Origin of the sequence: Shewanella sp. Isolate7, from assembly GCF_022398425.1 — a bacterium.
Taxonomy (GTDB): Bacteria; Pseudomonadota; Gammaproteobacteria; order Enterobacterales; family Shewanellaceae; genus Shewanella.
The window spans coordinates 1-527 of sequence record NZ_JAKEVJ010000211.1 but is presented as its reverse complement, the minus strand read 5'-3'; the positions used below and the strand labels follow the sequence as shown (position 1 = coordinate 527).

1 protein-coding gene and 1 pseudogene are annotated in these 527 nt (G+C 42.7%); both read left to right on the top strand.

Annotated features, from left to right (window positions below; genetic code table 11):
- Nucleotides 1-149: pseudogene (locus L1D47_RS21075) on the top strand (group II intron reverse transcriptase/maturase); the annotation flags it as partial.
- A 220-nt stretch (nucleotides 150-369) separates the two neighbouring features.
- Nucleotides 370-527, top strand: a 158-nt coding sequence (locus L1D47_RS21070) for a helix-turn-helix domain-containing protein (protein ID WP_239886652.1), incomplete at its 3' end; no start/stop codon positions are given.

Genomic DNA, 527 nt, shown 5'->3' with positions numbered 1-527 from the left:
GTGGTATCACAAGTAAAGGCCCATGGAGGAGCTCGAAGACACCAGGAATACAGCAAGCACTGAGTAATGAGTATCTAAAGAAAGCAGGATTATATTCACTAAGAGATGGATGGATCGCAATTCATTATCCTAACCAGAAAGCTAGTTAGGTGTTCTAAATGAACCGCCCTGTGCGGAGCCGCATGCAGGGTGGTGTGGGGGCTGGAGGCTAGATACCTCCGGCTACCCGATTATGCGAATTTTAGTGAATGTGCTCGATAATTTGTATTAGTTCAGACTAGATCTGACACATCTACTTGAAAAAGTGAGAGTTACCCAGTTTGATAAAGGTGTCGAATCTTTATTAAACAAACCAAAAAGGTAACTCTCATGTTGCATACTAACAATCCGATCATCAAACACAAAGCTGGTTTACTTAATCTGGCCGAAGAACTCGGTAATGTCTCAAAAGCCTGCAAAGTTATGGGTGTATCGCGGGACACGTTTTATCGCTATCAAGAACTGGTTGAAGAAGAACTGGTTGAAGA